Origin of the sequence: Rhodococcus sp. PBTS 1 (genome assembly GCF_001620025.1) — a bacterium.
Taxonomy (GTDB): domain Bacteria; phylum Actinomycetota; class Actinomycetes; order Mycobacteriales; family Mycobacteriaceae; genus Rhodococcoides; species Rhodococcoides kroppenstedtii.
Genome location: NZ_CP015219.1, coordinates 4043896 through 4062924 on the forward strand (window position 1 = coordinate 4043896; position 19029 = coordinate 4062924).

Below are 19029 nucleotides of genomic sequence, written 5' to 3' on the forward strand. Positions count from 1 at the left end.
ACTCACTCTGCGGCGGAGTGCATCTCCCAGATCAGGATCTCGCTCGGCGCCGTTGCCGTGATGCGGGGCGAGCCGCCGCCGGTGAGGCGGACGGCGTCGCCCTGGCGGAGCTCGACGCCGTCCATCGTCGCGTCGCCGCGCGCGAGGAAGACGTGGACGAACGGCGCGTCCGGCACGGTGATCGACTGCCCCGCAGCCGGTCTCGCGACGTGCAGGGCCGCGTCCCGGTTGCCGAGGGTGATCGCGGTGCGGTCCGCGTCGCGGGGCAGGCCGGACGCGACCACGACCAGGTCGCCGCCGGCGAGGGCGTCGGACACGTCGCGTTCCTCGTAGGACGGTGCGGTGTCCGGGGTGCTCGGCGGAATCCACATCTGCACGACGCGTAGCGGCTGTCGCGAGGTGTAGCCGTTGTCGTTGCGTTCCGAGTGCAGGACACCGGAGCCCGCACTCATCCGCTGGACCACCCCGGGCCGGAGAACACCGGTGTTGCCCACCGAATCCTCGTGGCGCAGCACCCCGTCCAGAACCCAGGTGACAATCTCCGTGTTGCGGTGGTGGTGGCGGTCGAACCCCTCGCCGGGCGCGACGGTGTCCTCGTTGTGCACCAGCAGCAGCCCGTGGGCGGCACTCGCGAGGTCGAAATTGCCGGTGACGGGGAAGGACTGCCAGGAGTCGATCGCGCCGTCCCACCAGTGCTTCCGGTCGGCGCTGCGGACGATGCGCGCGGTGGTGCCCTCGGTGGTCATGTCGAGGTGCCCTCGGTGGTCATGTCGAGCGGAACCCCAGCGCTGCGGTCGCCATTCCCGTCACCGTTCCAGCCGAAGGTCCTCCGGGCCGGTCAGCTCGATCCATGGTGTGGGCCGGGCGGCGGGAACCGGGGCGAGACGGTCCGCGTTTACGAGCAGCGGCATGGCGAGTTCGGTTGCGGCGGCGATGTCCGCGATCGGCACCTGGTAGGTGCGGTACGCCCCGAGCGCGGGGACGTCCGCGGCCCGGACGCCGCGCTCCAGAATCGGGCTCAGTGACGCCGTCTGGTCCAGCACGTACCCGGTGGCGGCGAGGTCGTCGTCCTGCGCCCACGCCGCGATCTTGAAGAACCGCCGGGGGATCGAGACACCCCGATACACCGGATCGCCCGACTCGAACAGGCACCCCGTGAACACCGAGAGCCGTTCCCCGTACTGCCGGGCGTGGTCCAACACGTAGTCCTCGAGGCCCAGCCACAGCGTCTTCGACTGATTGAGGGTCGCCGTCTGCGGGGCGCACACCGTGTAGTGGAACGTGTCGGCGTTGGCGCGCTCGGCGTTCTCACCCCACACCGGATCGCGGCGTCGAACCAGGTGACCACGATCGAGGTCGTTGGCGGAGTACAGTTCCGGACCCGCCTGCTGCGTCTCCGGCAGCCGGGGGTCGAGCCGCCAGTCGTCCCCTCGCTCGACGTCCCGCAGGTCACTGCCGTCGATGTTCACCGCGGTCACGGCGGCCAGCCGACGCCCCGTGTCCATCGACACCGCGAAGTGCGTGTAGTCGAGGGTGACCAGGCCGTCCCGCGACGGGATCGGGAGGGCGTCGGCGGTGACGAGGAAGCTCGCGTCGTAGGTCATACGACCCAGTCAGCCACACCGCGGTGACGGTGGGGTGAACTGCGCCCGCCGGACCTGCGTGGCTGCACACAGGTCGACCGCACGGGCGGGATCCCGGCGACTCGGCCGTCCTGTGTGCACGGAGGCAGGTCGGGCTCAGAGGCAAGTCGGGCTCGGAGCTCAGAGGCCGAAGGCCGCCGCGTACCGGAACCGGCCAGCCACCGGGTCGTCGGTGAGCACGAGTGCCTGGAAGTGCTGCCCCCACGAGGCGACCGGGGCCTCGATGCCGTTCCGGGATGCGGGGGCGAAGTCGAACCGTTCGTAGTACGCGTTCTCGCCGAGCAGAACCAGGGCCGGTTCGTGCCGTGCTTGCGCCGCCCCGATCAGCGCCCACATCAGCGCCGACCCCACGGCCCTCCGCTGGTGCGCCCGGGCCACGGCCAGCGGTGCGATGCCGACGGCGGGTGTGTCGCCGATGTACCCGCGGGTGCCGATCACACAGCCGGCCACGTCCCCGCTCACCACAGCAACCAGGGAGAACTCGGGAATGTACCCGGGGTCGTCGAACAGGGCTCGGGTCAGCGCCACTTCCCCGGGCTCGTCGGGGCCGCCCTCGAACGCCTCGTGCACGACGCGCAGGACATCGGGGCGGTCGGAGGGCTGCTCACGTCGTATCCGCACCGGCCGAGTGTCCCAGACCTGCCCCGCTGCACACAGGTCCGTCGAACGGGCGGGATCCCGGAGATACGACCGTCCCGTGTGCACGGAGGCAGGTCTCCCCGACGACACGCAGGCTGCCCCCGACGCAGCGCAGGCCGTCACCGACCCGCGGTGACAGCCTGCGCGCGTGAGGCCCGAGCTAGAAGTCCACCCGCCGCCGGGACCGCACCTTGGTCACCGCGGAGAACACGACCGCGATGATCATCAGCGTGTAGAGCACGACGGTGATGCCGCTGCCGATCAGGATCGTGGCGTCGCCCTCGCTGACGGCCAGGGCGCGGCGGAGCGAATCCTCCGCGAGCGGGCCGAGGATGACGGCGATCAGCACAGGCGCCAACGGAATACCGAAGCGTCGCAACATGAAACCGATGACGCCGAGTCCGAGCATGAACATCAGGTCGACCACGGAGGCGGACGAGGCGTACACACCCAGCGAGGCGAAGACGGTGATGCCGGCGTACAGGTAGTTCTTCGGGATGCGGAGCAGCTGAGCCCACAGGGGAGCGAACGGCAGGTTGAGGATCAGCAGCACCACCATGCCGACGAAGAGGCTGGCGATGAGCGCCCAGACGATCTCGCCGTTGCGGTCGAAGAGCAATGGCCCGGGCTGAATGCCGTACTGCTGGAACGCCGCCAGCAGGATCGCCGCGGTTGCCGAGGTCGGCAGACCGAGGGCGAGGAGTGCGCCCATGGCGGTGCCGGCCGTCGAGTTGCCGGCGGCCTCGGGCCCGGCCACACCGCGGATGGCGCCCTTGCCGAACATCGGGTTGGGGCGGCGACGGTCCAGTCGCCGCTCCGTGCCGTAGGCGAGGAAGCTGGGCACCTCGGCGCCGCCGGCCGGAATGACGCCGAACGGAACGCCGAAGGCGGTGCCGCGCATCCAGGCCGGCAGCGCCTCGCGGAACTCCGACCGGGTGAGGAACGGACGACCCTTCGACGGGATGAGCGTGGTGTCGTCCGGCTTGCCGATCTTCGACGCCACGTGGATCACCTCGCCGAGCGCGAGCATGGCGACAGTGATGACGACGATGTGAACTCCGTCGAAGAGCGACGGGACCTCGAACGTGAAACGCGATGCGCCGGAGGGCCCGTCGATACCGATGACGGCCAGCGTGAGACCGATGAGCAGCGCGGACAGGCCTTTGAGCACGGAGTCGGAGACCACCGCGGAGGTCGCGATGAACGCGAACACCGCGAGGGCGAAGTACTCCGCCGGACCGAAGTTCGTCGCCAACGAGGCCAGGGTCGGTGCGAAGAAGACCACCAGCGTGGTGGCGACGATGCCGCCGATGAAGGCACCGATCGCGGAGGTCGCGAGAGCCTGCGGGGCGCGGCCGTTCTTCGCCATGCGATGGCCCTCGAACGTGCCCGCGATCGCCGTGGAATTACCCGGCGTGTTCATGAGGATGCCGGAGATCGAGTCGCCGAACAGACCGCCGAAGTAGACGCCGGCGAACATGATGAGCGCGGACGTCGGTTCGAGGGTGAAGGTGACCGGCAGCAGCAGCGCCACGGCCATGGCGGATCCGAGGCCGGGGAGCACGCCGACGGCGGTGCCGAGCAGCGCGCCGACCACGACCCACACCAGGTTCATGGGCGTGAGGGCGGTGCCGAAGCCCTCGAAGAGGTTGCTCAGAGCGTCCATCAGAACACCGCCGCGAGGATGCCGCCGGGGAGGGTCAGGCCCAGCCCCCCGGAGAAGACCAGCTGGACCGCCGAGGACACGAGCAGTGCGACGGCGGCGTCGAAGACGTAGCGCCGTCCGCCGAGCCCGATCGAGACGCCCCAGAAGAGGAACGCACCCGCCAACACCCAGCCGAGCGGCTCGAGCAGCGCGATGAACAGGGCGACGGTGCCGACCGTGATGCCGACGCTGCGCCAGTTGGAGAACGTCCCGGTGTTCGGGCGTCCGTCGTCGTCCACCCCGAGGTCGACGGGCTCGGGCCGACGGATCAGCTGCACCGTGACGAGGACGGCGACGAGGAAGCAGAAGCCTGCGACGATGGCGGGGAAGACCTGCGGGCCCGGCGAGGTGGCGGTGTCCGGGACCTTCATGGTCACGGTGCCGTAGACCAGGAAGAGGCCGAGAGCCACCAGCAGCGCGGGCACCACCAGGCCGCTGCGGCCGGTGAGGGCGCCGGCCCGGGTGCCGGTGTCCGGCGGGTCGGTGGTCACGCTGTTGCTCATATCAGACCCAACTCTCGGAGGATGTCGCTGATGCGGTCCTGTTCGACCGCGAGGAACTCGCCGAACTCGTCGCCGGTCAGGAGGGATTCCTTCCACCGGTTGCGCTCGACGGCGGTGGCCCACTGCTCGGTGTCGACCATCTCGGTGACGATGTCGATCAGGGTCTGCCGGTCGGTCTCGGAGACTCCGGGCGGTGCGACGAAGCCGCGCCAATTGACCAGGTCGACGTCGTACCCCTGTTCGATGAACGTGGGCGTGTCGATGCCGGGCACCGGCTCCGGCGCGGCGACGGCGAGGGCCCGGACGTTGCCGGCCTCGATCTGGTCGCGGAAGTCGTTGTACCCGCTGACCGCGATGCCGACGGTGTTCGACAGCAACGACGTCAGGACCTCGCCGCCACCGGAGAACGCGATGTAGTTGATGGCGGCCGGATCGATGTCGGCCTGCTGCGCGAGCTGACCGGACACGATGTGGTCGATGCCGCCGAGCGAGCCGCCGCCGATGGGCAGACCGCCGGGGTTGGCCCGCCAGGCCTCGAGGAAGTCGTCGAGATCCTGGTAGGGCGAGTCGCGCGGGACGACGAACACTTCGAAGTCCTCGGCCAGCCGGGCGATGGGCACGGTGTCCTGCAGGGTGACGGGCGAGTCGTTGATCGCGATGCCGCCCAGCATCACGGTGCCGGTGACCATGACCGTCGTCGGCTGGCCGGTGAGCGTCTCGAGCTGGCTCAGCCCGATGGTGCCGCCGGCGCCGGGGACGTTCACCACCTGCGCGTTGTTGACGATGCCGTCCGATCGGAGCGCCTGCTGCGATTCGCGGGCCACGAGGTCCCAGCCGCCGCCCGCCGCGGCGGGGGCGATGAGGGTCAGCTTCGCCCGTGCGTCGGAGCCGCTGGCGCTGCCGGCGGCGTCGATACCGGCCACCGTGACGGCCGCGGCGACGGCGACGGCGCCCAGGGCGCGGGTCAGTGTGATCTGCATGAGAACGAAATTCGGGAAGTGGTGTCGGTCACAGGCATGGACGGTATGACCCAGCTGTCCGTTTGGTCCAGACAATCCGAATTGTGCGCATAGTGTGCACGGCCCGGTTCGGCGAAACGGCTACCGAATCACCCCGATTCGGGCAACCCTGGTGCCTGTCCGGCCCGGGGCGGGACCGACGACGACACCGAAAGGCACACCATGACCGTTGCAGTGGCGATGAATTCGACTCCCGAGGGTCGCGAGGCGCTCGTGAAGGGGGGCGCCGAGGCGCAACTCCGGGGGGACGCCCTGGTGGTGCTCTCGGTGCTGGACAGCGACGAGGTGACGGCGACCGACCGCGAGGCCGTCGACGCGCAGGTGCGCGAGGTGCTCGGGGACGTGGAGTTCACGGCGCGGGTCGAGCCCGACGGCGGCGACGAGGCGGGCGCGATCGTCGATCTCGCCGCCGAGGTCGGGGCCACGCTGGTGGTGATCGGATCCAAGCGTCGCAGCGCCGTCGGCAAGTTCCTCATGGGCAGCACGGTGCAGCGTGTCCTGCTCGACTGCCCGGTTCCCGTGCTGGTGGTCAAGGCCGCCGATCGCTGACCCGCGAATTCAGCGGGGGCGCAACACGATCTCGGTCGGGTGCGCGTCCGCCGGGGTGTCGATCGCCTGGCGGACCGCACGCGCGACCGTGTCGACGGACAGATACTGCGAGTCGTCGTACGACTTGCCTTCGCCCGCGACGATCGCGCGCTGCATGTCGGTGTCGATCCGGCCCGGATGCACACTGGTCACCCGGATGTCGGGCTCTTCCTGGCGGAGGGCGTCGCCGAACGCGCGCAGCGCGAACTTGCTCGCGGCGTAGGCACTCCAGCGCGGGTTTGCGCGCAGACCCGCCCCCGAATTGATCAGCACGACGTGGCCGTGTGCGCGCCGCAGGGCGGGCAGCAGGAGGCGGGTGAGTTCGGCGACCGCGAAGACGTTGGCCTCGAACGTGTGTCGCCAGTCGGCGAGCGTCAGGTCCTCGACCGTGCCGAGGTCGGCGACGCCGGCGTTGTGCACCAGGACGTCGAGAGAGTCGACGTCGGCGGTCGCCGTCCGCAGGGCGTCGGCGTCCGTGAGGTCGACGGGCCACGGCGTGGCTCCCAGCTCCTCGCTCACCGCGGCCACGGAGTCGGCCGTCGTGCCCCCGATCAGCACGTCGTGGTCGGCGGCGAGCAGACGGGCGATGCCGGCGCCGAGCCCGCGGCCGGCTCCCGTGACGAGGGCGGTGGGTGACATGGCTCGAGCCTACTGGCGGGCGTTCTTCTGAATGTGGGTCCGCATCGCGGAGTAGACCCGGCCCAACGTCTCGACGTCGTCCGGGGAGAGCACGTCGAACATCGACGCGCGGACCGCGTCGACGTGGCCGGGGCTCGATGCGGCCAGCTTCTCCATGCCGGCGTCGGTGAGCTCGGCAGACATGCCGCGACGGTCGTCCTCGCATTCCACGCGCACGACCCATCCGGCGTCGACCAGTCGCGTGATGGCGCGCGTGACGCCGCTACGAGTGGTGGTCACCGCGTCGGCGAGATCGCGCATCCGCATGCTGCGGTTCGGCGCCTCGCTGAGCTTGACCAGCAGTTCGAAGTCGGTGAAGGAGATGCCGGACTCGCGGACCAGTTGGCGGTCGAGGGTCTGCAGAAGCAACCGGGTCGAGTCGAGGTAGGCCCGCCAGGCGAGCTGTTCGTCGTCCGTCAACCAGGTCGTCATGTCATCAGTCTACGCCAGATAGTTGACGGCGCAATTATTTCCGCTACGGTGGTGTTCGTTGACGACGCAACGATCCGCGATCGGGAAGGCGACACGATGAGTATCGACAGCAACGGCCCGGCCGAAACGTCCGAGCGGGCCGCTCGCGGTGAGTCCGAGCGGGCCGAGTCCGAGCGGGCCGCTCGCGGTGAGTCCGAGCGTGAGCGTCTGCGCGGCCTGCACCTGCAGCCCGCCGAGTCGCGTCCCACCTCGTCCGCTCGCGGACTGCACCACACCGCGCTGATCAGCAGCGACGTCGAACGCACCATCGAGTTCTATCAGGGCGTCCTCGAGTTCCCGCTGACCGAACTCATCGAGAACCGGGACTACCCCGGCTCGTCGCATTTCTTCTTCGACATCGGCAACGGCAACCTGCTCGCCTTCTTCGACTTCCCCGGCCTCGACGTCGGGCCCTACGCCGAGGTGCTCGGCGGTCTCCATCACGTCGCCGTCAGTGTCGAGCAGGAACGGTGGGATCACTTGCGCGTCAAGCTGATCGACGCGGGAGTCGAACTGGTCGAGCACAGCGAGGTTTCCCTCTACTTCCGCGATCCCGACGGCGCCCGCCTCGAACTCATCGCCGATCCGCTCGGCGAGATGTACGGCCAACACGTCCTCTAGCCCCGAACCATTCTCGTCGAACACCCCGGAAAGAAAGGCACACCATGACCAAGATCGCCGTTCTCTACTACTCCGCTACCGGCCACGGCACCACGATGGCCGACATCGTCGCCAAGGCCGCCGAGGCCGCCGGCGCGGAGGTCCGCGTCCGCCACATCGCCGAGACCAAGGATCCCGCCACCTTCGCCGAGAACCCGGCCTGGACCGCCAACTACGAGGCCACCAAGGACCTGCCGGCCGCCAGCGGCGACGACATCGTGTGGGCCGACGGCGTGATCTTCGGTTCGCCCACGCGCTTCGGCAGCACCACCAGCCAGTTCCAGACGTTCATCGACTCGCTCGGCGGCCTCTGGGCGCAGGGCGCGCTCGCGAACAAGGCGTACGCCGCGTTCACCTCCAGCCAGACCGCGCACGGCGGCCAGGAGACCACCATCGTCAACCTCTACACCTCGCTGATGCACTTCGGCGGCGTGCTGGTGCCCCCGGGCTACACCGACGGCCTGAAGTTCGCCGACGGCAACCCCTACGGCGTCGGCCACGTGACCGGTCCCGAGAACAAGAACGAGATCGACGACGCCACCCGCAACGCCCTCGAGCACCTCGCGACCCGCGTCACCGGCATCGCCGCCAAGCTCGCGAGCTGACCTCGCCACCCCTGCAGCGCCTCCCCGGAAGGTCGTCATGACTGCCTCCACCTCCCCCGTGCTCGACGTGCGACGGGCCGACACCCGGCCGCACACCCGGATCGAGTGGCTGGATTCGCACCACTCGTTCTCGTTCGGGCATCACTACGATCCGGACAACACCCACCACGGGGTGCTCATGGTCAACAACGACGACATCGTCGCTCCGGGAACGGGTTTCGACACCCACCCGCACCGCGACATGGAGATCGTGACCTGGGTGCTGCAGGGGTCGCTGGTCCACCAGGACTCCATCGGCCACAACGGCGTCATCTACCCGGGCCTGGCCCAGCGGATGAGCGCCGGCACCGGGATTCTCCACTCCGAGAAGAACGACGCGTGGCGACGACAGGACGCGGCCGACTCGTCCGCCGACCCCGTGCACTTCGTCCAGATGTGGGTGGTCCCGGACGAGGCGGGCGTCACGCCGGGATACGAGCAACTCGAGATCGACGACGAGTTGCTCTCCGGCGGACTGGTTCCCGTCGCGTCGGGCATGGACGCCTACCGCGACCACTCCGCGATCCGCATCCGCAACAAGTACGCCGCGATGCACGTCGCGCGCCTGCGCGCCGACGGGGTTCCGCAGACCCTGCCCGACGCGCCCTTCCTCCACGTCTTCGTCGCGCGCGGCGAGGCGTCACTCGAGGGCGTCGGGGTTCTGCGCGAGGGTGACGCGGTGCGCGTCACCGGCGGCGGGGGTCAGCGTCTCGGCACGACGTCGGCAGCCGAGGTCATCGTGTGGGAGATGCACGCGACCATCGGGCGCTAGCGGGTGTCTCCCGGCGCCTACCCGGGGGTCGGTTCCAACCGGGACCGCCGCCGGGAGTACCCGAAGTAGAGCGCCGACGTCGCTCCGAGCCAGATCGCGAAGAGAATCCACGTCTGCACGTGGAGGGTGCTGATCAGGTAGAGGCAAGCGGCGATGGAGAGCAGCGGCAGCACCGGGTAGAACGGAACCTTGAATCCGCGGTCGATGTCCGGTTCCCGTCGCCGCAGCACGATCACCCCGGCGGAGACGACGAGGAACGCCACGAGCGTGCCCATCGACACCAGGTCGGCGAGGAAGTCGAGCGGCAGCAGCCCGGCGAGCAGGGCCACGCAGCACGCCACGATGATCGTGTTCTTCGTCGGCACGAGGCTGCGCGGCGCCACCTCGGAGAAGATCGACGGCACCATGCCGTCGCGACTCATCGCGAACAGAATGCGGGTCTGGCCGTAGAGCGTCACCAGCGTCACCGAGAAGATCGAGACCACGGCGCCCGCGGACAGCACGATCGACGGCCAGCTCGAGCCGGTGACGAACGACAGGATCTCGGCGAGGCCCGCCTCCTGGCCCTCGAACTCGGTCCACTTCTGCGCGCCGACGGCGGACAGGGTGACCAGCAGGTAGATCAGCGTGACCACCACCAGGGCGCTGATCAGCGCGATCGGCAGGGTGCGTCGGGGATTCTCGACTTCTTCCCCGGCAGTCGACACGGCGTCGAGGCCGATGAACGAGAAGAAGATCAGGCCCGACGCCGCGCCGATACCGGCCACGCCGAACGGCGCGAAGGGCTCGAGGTTGTCCAGGCTGAATCCGGTGAAGCCCACCACCGCGAACATGGCCAGAATGCCGATCTTGACGATCACCATGATCACGTTGGCGCGCGCCGATTCGCTGGTCCCGCGGATCAGCAACACCGCGCACAGGCCCACCAGCACCACGGCGGGCAAGTTGACCCCGAATCCCTCGCCCCCGCCGGGTGCGTGCGACAACACGTCGGGAATGCGAAGTCCCACGGTGCGATCGAGCAGATCGTTGAGGTACTGCGACCACAGCACCGACACCGCGGCCGTGGAGACGCCGTACTCGAGGATGAGACAGGCACCGACGAGCATCGCGACGAACTCGCCGATGATCGTGTAGGTGTACGTGTACGTCGATCCCGACGCCGGTATCGACGACGCGAGCTCGGCGTAGCAGAGCGCGGTCAGTCCGGCCGTGATCGCGGCGATGACGAACGAGAAGATCACGGCGGGTCCCGCCACCGGCACGGCCGACGAGAAGATGAAGAAGATGCCGGTGCCGACGGTCGAGCCGACGCCGATGCAGGTCAGCTGGAACGTGGTCATGGACCGTTTGAGGTCGCTCCCGCCCTGCGTCTCCAGCGCGGCGATGTCCGCCAACGGTTTACGGCGGAGCAAGCTCCGTCCGGAGCCCGAGGCACTGCGTTCGCTCATGGTGTCTCCTTCGACGAGTGCGCCGGGCGCGCGGACCCGAGGCGACTGCCCCGCGGTACCACGATCACCGGAACGGGACTGTGTCGGACGATCTTCGACGCCGTCGACCCCAAGAAGACCCGGGCGACCGGGCCGGGCCGGGACGACCCGAGGACCAGAACGTCGTCGTCCCCCAGGTCGACCGACCGGAGGACGTCCTCCCATCCTCCCCCGACGCCGACCGCGCAGGTCGGGGCGAGGGTCGGATGGCTCTCGGCAACCCGCGTCGCGGCGGCGCGCAGCAGGGCGGTGGCCTGCTCGGCCCACTGCGCGGTGACCAGGTCCTCGGCGCCGTACCCGCCCAGCGGTGGGAACGTCGTCGTGCGGCGGGGTGCGAACGCGACCAGGTGCAGGGGAATCCCCCACCGATCCGCCAGGACCGCGGCGGTGTCGACGGCGTCCTCCGACTCCTCGGTTCCGGTGTAGGCGCAGGCCAGACGGCGAAAGGGGCCACGCCGCTCGGCGTAACCGCGGGGGGCCAGGGCGAGCGGGACGCGCGACGAGTGGAGCAGGGCGTCGCTCGTGCTCCCGCTCGTGAACCTGCCGGGCGGGCCGTCGGTGGAGCCGAGCACGACGAGGTCGGTGTGGTGTGTTGCGGCGGCGCCGATGAGGCCGGCGGACTCGGCCGGGTTGTCGACGTGGAACGCCGCCGGCTCGTCGAGTTCACCGGGGTCGAGAAACTCGGTCAGGGTGTCGTGCGCGGCGCGCACCGACTCGTCGCCCCGTTCGCGCACCCAGCGGCGATAGTCGGCGTCGGCCGCGTTGGACGTGGGGAACGGCCAGGTGCGGGGCAGGACCGTGCAACAGCGCACCCGGACGACGGACTCCGCGGCGCGGGCCGTCGCGGCCGCCCGCGCCGCCCAGGCCACCGAGTCGCGCCCCGCCTCGTCCGGCAACCACCCGACCAGCACCGACGTCGTCGCCACGGCCCCTCCTTCGTTGCCTCACGATCCGTGACCGTGAGTATGCGCCAGGAGGGGCCGCGAGGGGTGACGAGTGGGTGACGTGTGGGTGCTGCGCCGATCAGACCTTCCAGACCGCCACGACGGACGGGCGCGGCTGGGAGTCACCGCCGTCGGGCCAGTGCGAGGCCGGGGCGTCGGCGCTGGCGTCGTCGAGCTCGCCCGGGTGCTGCACCGACACCACGACGCGCTGCTCCTGCACGATCGGCCCGCAGGTCTCGGCGCCCTTCGGCACGGTGAGGAACTGCTTGGTCTGCCCGCGGCGCTCGCCGTCGAGCACCACCGAGAACAGGCCGTCGTTCGATTCCAGCGCGTTGCCGTCGGTGGAGACCCACAGGTTGCCCGCCGGGTCGAACGCCAGATTGTCCGGGCAGCTGATGGGGCTGACCTGCGACTTGTCGAACCCGCCGAAGTACGTGTCGGCGGCCTCGGGGTCACCGCACACCAGGAGCAGGTTCCACGTGAAACTCGTTCCCGCGTGATCGTCGTCGAGTTCGAGGACCTGGCCGTTCTTGTTCTTGTTGCGGGGGTTGGCCTCGTCGGCAGGGGCCTTGCCCTCGGTACCGCGGTTGGAGTTGTTGGTCAGCGCCACGTACACCTTGCCCGTCACCGGATTGGGCTCGAAGTCTTCCGGCCGATCCATCTTGGTGGCGCCGACCTTGTCCCCGGCTTGGCGGGTGAACACCGCCACCTCCTCCGCCGACATGCCGTCGACGAGGGACTCCCCGCGTCCGTCCTCGCCCGTGCGCAGCAACGGGATCCACTCGCCCTTGCCGGCGAAGGTGCCCGAGGCGGGCAGCGTTCCGCTGCCGTCGATCTCGTCGGGCGAGTCACCGGTGAGCTTGGCGACGTACAGGGTGCCCGCGTCGAGCAGCGTCAGGTTGGACCGCATGGCCGCAGGTCCGGTGCCCTGCATCATCTTTCGCGACGAGACGAACTTGTACATGTAGTCGAAGCGCTCGTCGTCACCGCTGTAGGCGACCACGGTGCCGTCGTCGGTGACGTGAATGGTTGCGGCCTCGTGCTTGAACCGTCCGAGGGCGGTGTGCTTGATCGGGGTCGACGTCGGATCCCACGGGTTCACCTCGACCACCCAGCCGAAGCGGTTGACCTCGTTGGGCTCCTGGGCCAGGTCGAAGCGCTTGTCGAAACGCTCCCACTTCCGTTCGGACGCAGCACCTTCCACGCCGTACCGAGCCAGACGTGCCGCCGCCGTCGGATCGGTCACCGACTCGGCGTTGGCGAAGTACTGGTTGATGTTCTCCTCGCCGGAGAGCACCGTGCCCCACGGCGTGAGACCGCCCGAGCAGTTGTTGAACGTGCCGAGGACCGTGGTGCCCGTCGGATCGGCCGAGGTCTTGAGGAAGTCCGAACCCGCGGCCGGACCGGTGAGCACGAACTCGGTGGTGCCGGTGATGCGACGGTTGTACCGACCCATCTGCGGCGTGAGGCGTCCGGATCCGTTCTCGCCCTTCACCTCCACGACGGACAGGCCGTGGGCGGCGAGGCCGATGGCGGCCTGCTCGGCGGTGGGGTTCTCGGCGTCGTACCCCCGGAAGAGGAACGGTTCCGTCGTGTACTCGTGGTTGACCACGAGGAGGTAGTCCGTGCTGGACCCGTCGATCGGCAGGAGTCCCGCGAAGTCGTTGTTGAAGCCGAACTGCTTCTCCTGGGCCGCGGCGGTCTGATTGTCGAAGTCGAACTCCGGCGCACCCGCGACCACCGGGTCACCCCACCGGATCACGACGGCCTGCTCGTGGCCCTCGGGGATCACCACGGCGTCCTCGGTGTTGGGCGCCACCGCGGCGAACTCGAGACCGCGCGGCTCGGGGGGCAGGGTGGACGACGGATCGGCCGTCGTCGCCGTGCCGGACTCGTTTCCGCCGCCGCACGCCGCGAGGGCCGTGGTCGCGCCGACGGCCACCACGGCCATCGCCCCGCCCTTGAGAATGCCGCGTCGCGACATCGCCGTCTTCACGACGTCGCCGAAGTACTCCCCGGTCGAGGTGTTGGGTACCTCGTGGAAGCAGGCGTCGCCGCACTTGTAGCGGCAGGTGAGGTTCGAGCGCGAGGAGCGGCCGTCGTGGGCGTGCACGACGTGCAGGGACAGCGGAATCGTGGTCACCGGCAGACCGTAGGAAATCCAGGCAAAAGACAGCCGGAACGCAGGCGACGGCGGAGAACCCGACAGGTGAACGGAAAGCGAACACGTGTCACGTTTCGATGCGTCGGGTATGCGAAGGCAACGCGCTCGCAGAGCGGTAGCCGACGAAGGAGACGCCATGCCCATGCTCTCGGTGGGAGTCGAGAACGACACCCCGATCGACCTGCACTACCAGGACCGCGGCGAGGGCGCTCCCGTGGTGCTCATCCATGGCTGGCCGCTGAACGCGCGGTCCTGGGAAGCGCAGATCACCTCCTTGCTCGACGCCGGCCATCGCGTGGTGACCTACGACCGTCGCGGATTCGGCAGCTCGTCGCAGCCCGAGTCCGGCTACGACTACGACACGTTCGCGGCCGACCTGTCGGTGCTGCTCGAGACCCTCGACCTGCGGGAAGCCACCCTCGTGGGCTTCTCCATGGGTGGCGGCGAGGTGGTGCGGTACCTGGCCAAGTACGGCAGCGAGCGCGTCGCCAAGGCCGTGCTGGCCGGAGCGGTACCGCCGTACCTCTACAAGACCGACGACAACCCGGACGGCGGACTCGACGACGAGACGATCCAGGGCTTCCTCGACGGCGTGGAGAACGATCGGAACGCGTTCATCGACGGCTTCGCGACCAACTTCTTCAGCGCGAACGGCGAGCTGAAGGTCAGCGAGGAGACCCGGCAGTACGCCGTCGACATGGCTGCGGAGGCCTCCACCACCGCGATGCTCGGCTGCGTGAAGGCATTCTCCTACACCGACTTCCGCGACGATCTGCCGAAGATCGACGTTCCCACCCTCGTGATCCACGGCGACGCCGACGCGATCGTGCCCTTCGAGGTCAGCGGCAAGCGCTCGCACGAGGCGATCGCGGATTCCTCCCTCGTCGTGGTCGAGGGCGGGCCCCACGGGTTCAACGCCTCGCACCCGGACGAGTTCAACGCCGCCGTGCTGGAGTTCCTCGCGCGCTGACCTGCCTGCCTGCACACGGAACGCCCCGATCGACGGGAAACCGCCGATCGGGGCGTGCTGTGTGCGGTGGCGCAGGTGTCAGGCGGCGCCGAGCAACCCGTGCGGGTCGAGCACGAACTTGGTGGCCTCGCCGCGGTCGAAGTCGGCGTAGCCCTGCGGGGCCTGCTCGAGGCCGATGGCCCGGGCGTTGACGGCCTTCGCGATCTGCACGCGGTCGTGGAGGATCGCCATCATCAGCCCGCGGTGATATTTCATCGTGGGGCACTGGCCGGTGGTGAAGGCCAGCGACTTGGCCCAGCCGGTCCCCAGGCTCAGCGACAGGGATCCCTTCTTGGCGGCCTCGTCGGATGCACCCGGGTCGCCCGTGACGTACAGGCCGGGAATGCCGAGCGATCCGCCCGCCGCGGTGATGTCCATCAGCGAATTGAGCACGGTGGCCGGCGCCTCGGTCGCACTGCCGTCACCGTGTCCGCGGGCCTCGAAGCCGACGGCGTCCACGCCGCAGTCCACCTCGGGGACGCCGAGGAGTTGCTCGATCTGGTCCGCCGGATCACCTTTCGACACGTCGACCGTCTCGCAACCGAAGCTCCGCGCCTGTGCGAGTCGGTCCTCGTTGAGGTCGCCGACGATCACCACGGCGGCGCCGAGGAGTTGGGCGCTGGCGGCCGCGGCGAGGCCGACGGGTCCGGCGCCGGCGATGTAGACCGTCGACCCCACTCCGACACCGGCGGTGACGCACCCGTGGAACCCGGTGGGGAAGATGTCCGACAGCATGGTCAGGTCGAGGATCTTCTCCATGGCTTGATCGCGATCGGGGAACTTCAGGAGGTTCCAGTCCGCGTAGGGCACCATGACGTACTGCGCTTGACCGCCGACCCAGCCGCCCATGTCGACGTAGCCGTACGCGGCACCGGGCCGATCGGGGTTGACGTTCAGGCAGATTCCGGTCTTGCGCTCCTTGCAGTTGCGACACCGGCCGCAGGCGATGTTGAACGGCACCGAGCACAGATCGCCCACCTTCACGAACTCCACGCCCGGTCCCACCTCGACCACCTCACCGGTGATCTCGTGGCCCAGCACCAGGCCCTCCGGGGCCGTGGTCCGACCACGCACCATGTGCTGATCGCTGCCACAGATGTTGGTGGACACCACTTTCAGGATGACGCCGTGCGGGCATTCGCGGCCCACGCTCGCCGGGTTCACCCCCGGCCCGTCCTGCAGGGTGAAGCTGGGGAAGTCGATATCGATCACCTCGACCTTCCCGGCTCCGGCGTAGGCAACGGCTCTGTTGTCCGACATGGGTTCTCCCGTCTCGTCGATCACGATGGCCGGTGCAGGCATGCCTGGATGCGCATGCCGGCACCGATCTCGACGGTACGGGAGTCGGTGTGATGCCGGTCACGAACGGAGGCGGTCGACGGCCCTCGCCCGCTGACCTGCCTGGCTGCACACAACACGCCCCGATCGACGGGAAACCGCCGATCGGGGCGCGCTGTGTGCGGTGGCGCAGGTTGTCAGAGCACCTCGGAGAGGAACCGCTTGAGACGGTCGGTCTCCGGGTCGTCGAAGAGCGCGGCGGGCGGGCCCACCTCGACGGCGCTGCCGTGGTCCATGAAGAGCACGCGGTCCGACACCGAGCGGGCGAAGCCCATCTCGTGGGTGACCACGACCATCGTCATGCCGCCGGTCGCGAGGTCGGCCATGAGCGCGAGCACGCCCTTGACCAGCTCCGGGTCCAGGGCGGAGGTGGCCTCGTCGAAGAACATGACCTGCGGGGTCATGGCCAACGCCCGCGCGATGGCGACGCGCTGCTGCTGACCGCCGGAGAGGTTGCCGGGACGCGAGCCCGCCTTCTCCTTCAGCCCCACCTTGTCGAGTTGCTCCAGGGCGACCTCGCGGGCCGCCTCCTTGCTCTGCCCCTTGAGCTTCCACGGGCCCAGCGCCACGTTGTCCAGCACGGTCCGGTGCGGAAAGAGGTTGAACTGCTGGAACACCATGCCGATGCGCTGACGCAGCGCGTCGGGGTCGTCCTTCAGCACGGACTTGCCGTCCAGCAGGATGTCGCCCTGCTCCGGTTCGTGTAGGCGGTTCAGCACGCGCAGAAGCGTCGACTTCCCGGAGCCCGACGGGCCGATGACGGTGGTGGTGGACCCGGCGGCGACGTCGATGCTCACGCCCCGCAGGACCTTGTTGGCGCCGAAGGACAGATGCAGGTCGTGTCCGGCGAGGGAGACGCCGGTGAGTGTCTCGGTGGTCATGTCAGCCTCTTTCCACGACGATGGCCTGCTCGACCGGGTCGAGGGTCTTCTCCGCACGGCCCGTGCGGAGGCGCTTGTCGATGTAGTTGACCAGGTGGGTCAGCGGAACGGTCATGGCCAGGTACACCAGGCCGGCGGCCACCAGGGGTGACAGGTTGCCGGTCTGCGCGTTGAGGTCGCGGCCCACGGCGAACAGCTCGCGCTGGGTGGCGAGCAGGCCGAGGAAGTAGATCAGCGAGGAGTCCTTGATCAGCGAGATGAACTGGTTCACCAGAGCCGGCAGGACCCGTCGCACACCCTGCGGCACCACGACCAGGCGCATCGCGCCGCGGTAGCCGAAGCCGAGGGCGCGTGCCGCCTCGAGCTGACCCCGCTCGACCGACTGGATGCCGGAGCGGAAGATCTCGCCGATGTAGGCCGCCGCGAGCAGCGAGAGCGCCAGCGCGCCGAGCCAGTACGGGTTGTTACCGGTCAGGCTGCTGGTCACCGGGCCGATGCCCAGGCCGATGATCAGGATGATGACCACGGCGGGCAGGCCGCGGAAGATGTCGGTGTACACCCGCGCGGGCCAGCGCAGCCAGCGCGAGCGGGACAGACCGGCGAGGGCGAGCAGCATGCCGAGCACGGTGCCGATGACGCCCGACGCGAGCGCCAGGATCAGCGTGTTCGGCAGGCCGGTCTTCAGCAGGTCCGGGATGGCCCGCTTGTAGAGCTCCCAGTCGAAGAACGTGTCCCCGAGCTGCTGCAGCGTCGACTTGGGCGCGACGGCCCTGGCGGCCGGGGCGGCGGCGTCGTTCTCCGCCGCGATGGCCGCGAAGTCGGGGAGATCCGGCTGCGGGGCGGCCTTGCTGCCCGGCTTGAATCCCTCGGGCAGCTCGCGCGGCACCCAGTCCGAGTACAGCTGCGCCCACGTGCCGTCGGCGATCACGGCGTCGAGTCCGGAGTTCAGCGCGTCGATCAGCGGCTGGTTGTCCCGCGCGACGGCCCACCCGACGAAGTTGTTGAGCGAGAACGTGTTCTGCGTGATCGCGGTGCCGTCCTCCGGCTTCACCAGACCTTCGGCCTGCTGCGACGGAGCGACCCACGCGTCGATCTGCCCGGTGCGCAGGTTCGCGTAGGCGGTGTTGTAGTCGGGGAACTTCACCGGGTCGAGGCCGAGGGTGTTGACGACGTAGTCGTCCTGCACCGTGCCCTGCACCACGCCGATGCGGGTGGTGGGGCCGAGGTCCTCGAAGGCGGTGATGGGGCCGCCGGCCTTCGCGACGAGGGAGAAGTAGCCGAAGTCGTACCCGTTGGTGAACCCGACCGTGTTGCGACGCTCGTCGGTGGTGGTGATCGACGACGAGCCGACGTCGAACCGTCGCCCCGCCACCTGCGCGAGCAGGCCGGAGAACTCGGTGCCGGAGAACGTCACCTGCAGGCCGAGCTTCGCCGCGACCGCCTTCAGCAGCTCGTTGTCGTACCCGGTGTACGTGCCCGAGCCGTCGACGCAGATGCTCGGCGGGGCGTCGGACAGGGTGCCGACGGTGAGGGTGCCCGGCGTGATCAACCCGAGTTGCGCGGTGTCGATGCGATCGAGCGGCGTCACGGACGGCGTGGTGTACCGGTCCTCCGACGCGGCGGCGGCCGCGGCGTCGAAGTTGGTGGGCACCGACGACGCACTCTCGACGCCTGGGGGCGCGCAGAGTTCGGTGGGTGCGGAGGCGGCCGCGGTGTCGCCGTCCGACGACGACCCGCACCCGGCGAGCAGACCCGCGAGAAGAAGGACGAGAACCACGGCGACGGACGTTCGCCCCGTGCGGTGCGCGTGCATGCCGAGAACAGTAGGTCGCGTTCGCCGGAATCACCGAAACGGTGATCACGCAATGGTTCGGCTCAGTG

The 19029-nt window shown here is 69.3% G+C and carries 19 protein-coding genes; 5 read left to right on the forward strand and 14 right to left on the reverse strand.

The annotated features are described in order from the left end of the window. Positions 1 to 2: 2 nt before the first annotated feature. The 6 genes from A3Q40_RS18575 to A3Q40_RS18600 form a co-directional block, all read right to left on the reverse strand. Positions 3 to 746: a pirin family protein gene (locus tag A3Q40_RS18575; RefSeq protein ID WP_068104451.1), complete on the reverse strand. Its 744-nt coding sequence runs from the start codon at positions 744 to 746 to the stop codon at positions 3 to 5. Between the two features lie 60 nt (positions 747 to 806). Then, positions 807 to 1604, reverse strand: coding sequence for a DNA/RNA non-specific endonuclease (locus A3Q40_RS18580; RefSeq protein ID WP_068104452.1), 798 nt, complete (start codon positions 1602 to 1604; stop codon positions 807 to 809). Between the two features lie 159 nt (positions 1605 to 1763). After that, positions 1764 to 2264, reverse strand: a complete 501-nt coding sequence (locus A3Q40_RS18585; RefSeq protein WP_069973066.1) for a GNAT family N-acetyltransferase — start codon at positions 2262 to 2264, stop codon at positions 1764 to 1766. Positions 2265 to 2442: 178 nt separating this feature from the next. Continuing rightward, positions 2443 to 3948: a tripartite tricarboxylate transporter permease gene (locus A3Q40_RS18590; RefSeq protein WP_068104454.1), complete on the reverse strand. Its 1506-nt coding sequence runs from the start codon at positions 3946 to 3948 to the stop codon at positions 2443 to 2445. Then, on the reverse strand, positions 3948 to 4478 hold the full coding sequence (locus A3Q40_RS18595) for a tripartite tricarboxylate transporter TctB family protein (RefSeq protein ID WP_235606364.1): 531 nt from the start codon (positions 4476 to 4478) through the stop codon (positions 3948 to 3950). Before A3Q40_RS18595 ends, A3Q40_RS18590 begins: the two co-directional genes overlap by 1 nt. Before the next feature lie 8 nt (positions 4479 to 4486). Further along, positions 4487 to 5470, reverse strand: coding sequence for a Bug family tripartite tricarboxylate transporter substrate binding protein (locus tag A3Q40_RS18600; protein ID WP_068104458.1), 984 nt, complete (start codon positions 5468 to 5470; stop codon positions 4487 to 4489). A gap of 201 nt (positions 5471 to 5671) precedes the next feature. Here A3Q40_RS18600 and A3Q40_RS18605 point away from each other — a divergent pair, with 201 nt between their 5' ends. After that, a complete protein-coding gene (locus A3Q40_RS18605; RefSeq protein WP_068104460.1) occupies positions 5672 to 6058 on the forward strand; it encodes a universal stress protein in 387 nt (128 codons plus the stop codon). A 9-nt stretch (positions 6059 to 6067) separates the two neighbouring features. On the opposite strand, the gene A3Q40_RS18610 is transcribed toward A3Q40_RS18605, so the two are convergent. Both A3Q40_RS18610 and A3Q40_RS18615 read right to left on the reverse strand, forming a co-directional pair. After that, positions 6068 to 6736, reverse strand: a complete 669-nt coding sequence (locus A3Q40_RS18610) for an SDR family oxidoreductase (protein WP_068104462.1) — start codon at positions 6734 to 6736, stop codon at positions 6068 to 6070. A gap of 9 nt (positions 6737 to 6745) precedes the next feature. Next, positions 6746 to 7207: a MarR family winged helix-turn-helix transcriptional regulator gene (locus tag A3Q40_RS18615; protein WP_068104464.1), complete on the reverse strand. Its 462-nt coding sequence runs from the start codon at positions 7205 to 7207 to the stop codon at positions 6746 to 6748. A 96-nt stretch (positions 7208 to 7303) separates the two neighbouring features. Here A3Q40_RS18615 and A3Q40_RS18620 point away from each other — a divergent pair, with 96 nt between their 5' ends. From A3Q40_RS18620 to A3Q40_RS18630, 3 genes are read left to right on the forward strand one after another with little or no spacing between them, the layout of a single operon-like run. Further along, a complete protein-coding gene (locus A3Q40_RS18620) occupies positions 7304 to 7867 on the forward strand; it encodes a VOC family protein (RefSeq protein WP_082834205.1) in 564 nt (187 codons plus the stop codon). Between the two features lie 44 nt (positions 7868 to 7911). Continuing rightward, the gene (gene wrbA, locus A3Q40_RS18625; protein WP_068104466.1) at positions 7912 to 8511 is read left to right on the forward strand and encodes an NAD(P)H:quinone oxidoreductase; all 600 of its coding nucleotides are present in this window, start codon (positions 7912 to 7914) and stop codon (positions 8509 to 8511) included. 37 nt (positions 8512 to 8548) lie between these two features. Beyond that, entirely contained in the window at positions 8549 to 9322 is a 774-nt protein-coding gene (locus A3Q40_RS18630; RefSeq protein ID WP_068104468.1) for a pirin family protein, read from the forward strand. 17 nt (positions 9323 to 9339) lie between these two features. On the opposite strand, the gene A3Q40_RS18635 is transcribed toward A3Q40_RS18630, so the two are convergent. The 3 genes from A3Q40_RS18635 to A3Q40_RS18645 form a co-directional block, all read right to left on the reverse strand. Then, positions 9340 to 10773: an amino acid permease gene (locus A3Q40_RS18635; RefSeq protein WP_068104470.1), complete on the reverse strand. Its 1434-nt coding sequence runs from the start codon at positions 10771 to 10773 to the stop codon at positions 9340 to 9342. Then, positions 10770 to 11738, reverse strand: a complete 969-nt coding sequence (locus tag A3Q40_RS18640) for a universal stress protein (protein WP_068104471.1) — start codon at positions 11736 to 11738, stop codon at positions 10770 to 10772. The genes A3Q40_RS18635 and A3Q40_RS18640 overlap by 4 nt, the downstream gene beginning before the upstream one ends. A 97-nt stretch (positions 11739 to 11835) precedes the next feature. Then, complete coding sequence (locus tag A3Q40_RS18645) at positions 11836 to 13890, reverse strand: PhoX family protein (protein WP_371831487.1); 2055 nt, start codon at positions 13888 to 13890, stop codon at positions 11836 to 11838. Positions 13891 to 14056: 166 nt separating this feature from the next. Between A3Q40_RS18645 and A3Q40_RS18650 the strand changes: the two genes are divergently transcribed. Then, on the forward strand, positions 14057 to 14890 hold the full coding sequence (locus A3Q40_RS18650; RefSeq protein ID WP_068104475.1) for an alpha/beta fold hydrolase: 834 nt from the start codon (positions 14057 to 14059) through the stop codon (positions 14888 to 14890). A 78-nt stretch (positions 14891 to 14968) separates the two neighbouring features. On the opposite strand, the gene fdhA is transcribed toward A3Q40_RS18650, so the two are convergent. The 3 genes from fdhA to A3Q40_RS18665 form a co-directional block, all read right to left on the reverse strand. Further along, the gene (gene fdhA, locus A3Q40_RS18655) at positions 14969 to 16189 is read right to left on the reverse strand and encodes a formaldehyde dehydrogenase, glutathione-independent (protein ID WP_068106673.1); all 1221 of its coding nucleotides are present in this window, start codon (positions 16187 to 16189) and stop codon (positions 14969 to 14971) included. A gap of 215 nt (positions 16190 to 16404) precedes the next feature. Next, on the reverse strand, positions 16405 to 17148 hold the full coding sequence (locus tag A3Q40_RS18660) for an amino acid ABC transporter ATP-binding protein (protein ID WP_068104477.1): 744 nt from the start codon (positions 17146 to 17148) through the stop codon (positions 16405 to 16407). A 1-nt stretch (position 17149) separates the two neighbouring features. Continuing rightward, the gene (locus A3Q40_RS18665; RefSeq protein WP_068104480.1) at positions 17150 to 18961 is read right to left on the reverse strand and encodes an ABC transporter substrate-binding protein/permease; all 1812 of its coding nucleotides are present in this window, start codon (positions 18959 to 18961) and stop codon (positions 17150 to 17152) included. Between the last annotated feature and the right edge of the window lie 68 nt (positions 18962 to 19029).